This is a genomic window from Streptomyces phytophilus, assembly GCF_013870535.1.
Taxonomy (GTDB): Bacteria; Actinomycetota; Actinomycetes; order Streptomycetales; family Streptomycetaceae; genus Streptomyces; species Streptomyces phytophilus.
Map to the genome: position 1 here is coordinate 1 of NZ_JACBXC010000848.1, position 2690 is coordinate 2690.

Genomic DNA, 2690 nt, shown 5'->3' on the forward strand with positions numbered 1-2690 from the left:
GTCCTCCTGACCGCCGCCGCCCGCGTGACGCCCGTGGCTACCCCCCATATCCCGGCCGCCCCAGCGAGCCGACGCGGTCCGGCGGCCACCCCCGCCAGTCCGCCCTGCCGATCACCTTGTCCACCGAGACCGTGCCGCCGCCCGGCGACCCGAGGTGGTCGCGGGAGTCGCGGGAGTCGCTGCGGTGGTCGCCCATGACCCACAGCCGCTCCGGCGGCACGATGATGTCGAACTCGACCAGCGACGGGGCGTCGCCCGGATACAGGTACTCCCGCTCGTCGAGCGGCTCTCCGTTCACCGTCACCCTCCCCCGTGCGTCGCAGCAGGCCACCCGGTCGCCGCCGACACCGATGACGCGCTTGACGTAGTCGGTGCCGTCGGGCTCCGCAAGTCCGGTGGCCGCGCCGGCCTTGCGCAGCAGGCCCGGCACCGGTCCCCCGTCGCCGCCCGCGGCGGCGAAGGTCCCGGAGCCGTCGAAGACGACAACGTCTCCGCGCGCCGGTTCGTCCCCGAACGCGTAAGCGAGCTTGTTGACCAATACCCGGTCGCCGGGCTGGAGAACCGGCTCCATGGAACTGCTCGGCACCAGGAACGGCTGGACGACGAAAGCGCTGACGAGCAGCCCGACGACGGTGCAGCCGACCGCGAGCGCGAAGGCCCAGCGCAGCGGTCGGACAAAAGAGGAGCGCGACTTCTCCTCCTGCCCGGACTCCGGGGAGGAGGAGTCGTCGCGCTCCTCGGGCCGCGGCTCTGTGTCCATCGCAGCGAAGCCTAATATGGCGGTTCGCCCGCGTGGACCGGCCGCGTCAGCTCTCGCGCTTCTCCTTGATCTTCGCGGCCTTGCCGCGGAGGTCGCGCAGGTAGTACAGCTTGGCGCGGCGTACCTGGCCGCGGGTCACGAGCTCGATCTTCTCGACGACCGGGGTGTGTACGGGGAAGGTGCGCTCGACGCCGACGCCGAAGCTGACCTTGCGGACCGTGAAGGACTCGCGGACCCCGGCGCCCTGCCGGCGGATGACGACACCCTTGAACTGCTGGACACGGGAGCGGCTGCCCTCGATGACGCGCACGTGCACGTTGACCGTGTCACCGGGCCGGAAGGGCGGTACGTCGTCGCGCAGGGAGGCTGCGTCGACGCTTTCGAGAAGGTTCATGACCGTCTGCTTTCTTCGCCGATGCCACAGGTCATCGACAAGAGTCCGAAGTGGGACAGAGGATGCTGCAGCGTCGTACGGGCGTCGTGTCCCCCCGTGGCAGGGGCGCCGCGTCGGACGGCAGGCAGCAGCCGCCTATTCTTCCACGTCGCCGGCCGTACGCCAAAATCGCCCGTCGGGTCCCTCGGTCCAGCCGAGCCCGGCGAGCAGCGCCCTGTCGTGCTTGTCGTACGCACCCGGGCCGGCCCGTTCGATCAGGTCGGGGCGGACCTCCGCGGTGCGGCGCAGGGCCTGGTCGCGGCGCCAGCGGGCGATGCGGCCGTGGTCGCCGCTGAGCAGCGTCTCGGGTACGGGCCGGCCGCGCCAGTCGGGCGGCTTGGTATAGACGGGGCCTTCGAGGAGGTCGGCCATGGCGCCGGGGGCGAAGGAGTCGTCCTGGTGGGAGGCCGCGTTGCCCAGGACGCCGGGCAGCAGGCGGACGACGGCTTCGGCGATGACGAGGACGGGGGCCTCGCCGCCGGCGAGGACGTAGTCGCCGATGGACACCTCGTGCAGGCGGTAGCGGGCGGCGTACTCCTCGACGAGGCGGCGGTCGATGCCCTCGTAGCGGGCGGGGGCGAAGACGAGCCAGGGCTCGGCGGCCAGTTCCACGGCCAGTTCCTGGGTGAAGGGGCTGCCGCTGGGCGTGGGGACGACGAGCACGGGGTCGCCTGGCCCCGATTCGGCGACGGCGTCGAGGGCGGCGCCCCACGGCTCGGGTTTCATGACCATGCCGGGGCCGCCGCCGTAGGGGGTGTCGTCCACGGTGTTGTGCCGGTCGAACGCCCACTCCCGCAGGTCGTGGACGCGGACGTCGAGCACGCCGCGGTCGATGGCCTTGCCGAGGAGCGAGAGCCGCAGCGGCTCCAGGTACGCGGGGAAGATCGAGACGACGTCGATCCTCACGCGGGGCCCTCTCCCCCGTCGCCGCCCTCGCGTGCGCCGTCCCGGCCACCGCCGGCGGTCACGTCCAGCAGCCCGGGCGGCGGCTCGACGACGACGCGCTGCGCGTCGAGGTCGATCTCGGGCACGATCTCGGTGACGAACGGGATCAGCGCCTCACCGCCGTCGGGGCGGGCGACGACCAGCAGGTCCTGGTACGGCAGGTGGGCCACCTCCGCGACGCGCCCCACGGGGGTGCCGTCGCGCAGGACGACGTCGAGGTCGGCCAGTTGGTGGTCGTAGAACTCCTCGGGGTCCTCCGGGGTGGCCTCGGGGTCCACGTCGGCGACGAGGAGGGTGTTGCGCAGGGCCTCCGCGGCGGTGCGGTCGGCGACGCCCTCGAAGCGCAGGAGCAGCCGACCGCTGTGCACCCGCCCGGTGGCGATGGTCAGCGGCCCGGTGTCTGCCGGGTCGGTGGTGAGGACGGCGCCGGGCGCGAGCCGCCGCTCGGGCTCGTCGGTGCGTACCTCGACGGTGACCTCGCCCTTGATCCCGTGGGCGCGGCCGATCCGCGCGACTACGAGTTGCACGGGTGCCTTCCTCTTCGTACGTCGT

General features: G+C 72.7%; 4 protein-coding genes. All 4 read right to left on the minus strand.

Features of this window, described 5'->3' with window-relative positions:
- Positions 1-37: 37 nt before the first annotated feature.
- Positions 38-760, minus strand: a complete 723-nt coding sequence (gene lepB / locus H5J30_RS26125) for a signal peptidase I (RefSeq protein WP_181789799.1) — start codon at positions 758-760, stop codon at positions 38-40.
- A gap of 46 nt (positions 761-806) precedes the next feature.
- A complete protein-coding gene (rplS, locus tag H5J30_RS26130) occupies positions 807-1154 on the minus strand; it encodes a 50S ribosomal protein L19 (RefSeq protein ID WP_181789800.1) in 348 nt (115 codons plus the stop codon).
- A gap of 135 nt (positions 1155-1289) precedes the next feature.
- Entirely contained in the window at positions 1290-2099 is an 810-nt protein-coding gene (gene trmD, locus H5J30_RS26135; RefSeq protein WP_181789801.1) for a tRNA (guanosine(37)-N1)-methyltransferase TrmD, read from the minus strand.
- Positions 2096-2665 carry a ribosome maturation factor RimM gene (gene rimM / locus H5J30_RS26140; RefSeq protein ID WP_181789802.1) on the minus strand — a complete coding sequence of 190 codons (570 nt, stop codon included), beginning with the start codon at positions 2663-2665 and terminating at the stop codon, positions 2096-2098. Before rimM ends, trmD begins: the two co-directional genes overlap by 4 nt.
- Positions 2666-2690: the final 25 nt, after the last annotated feature.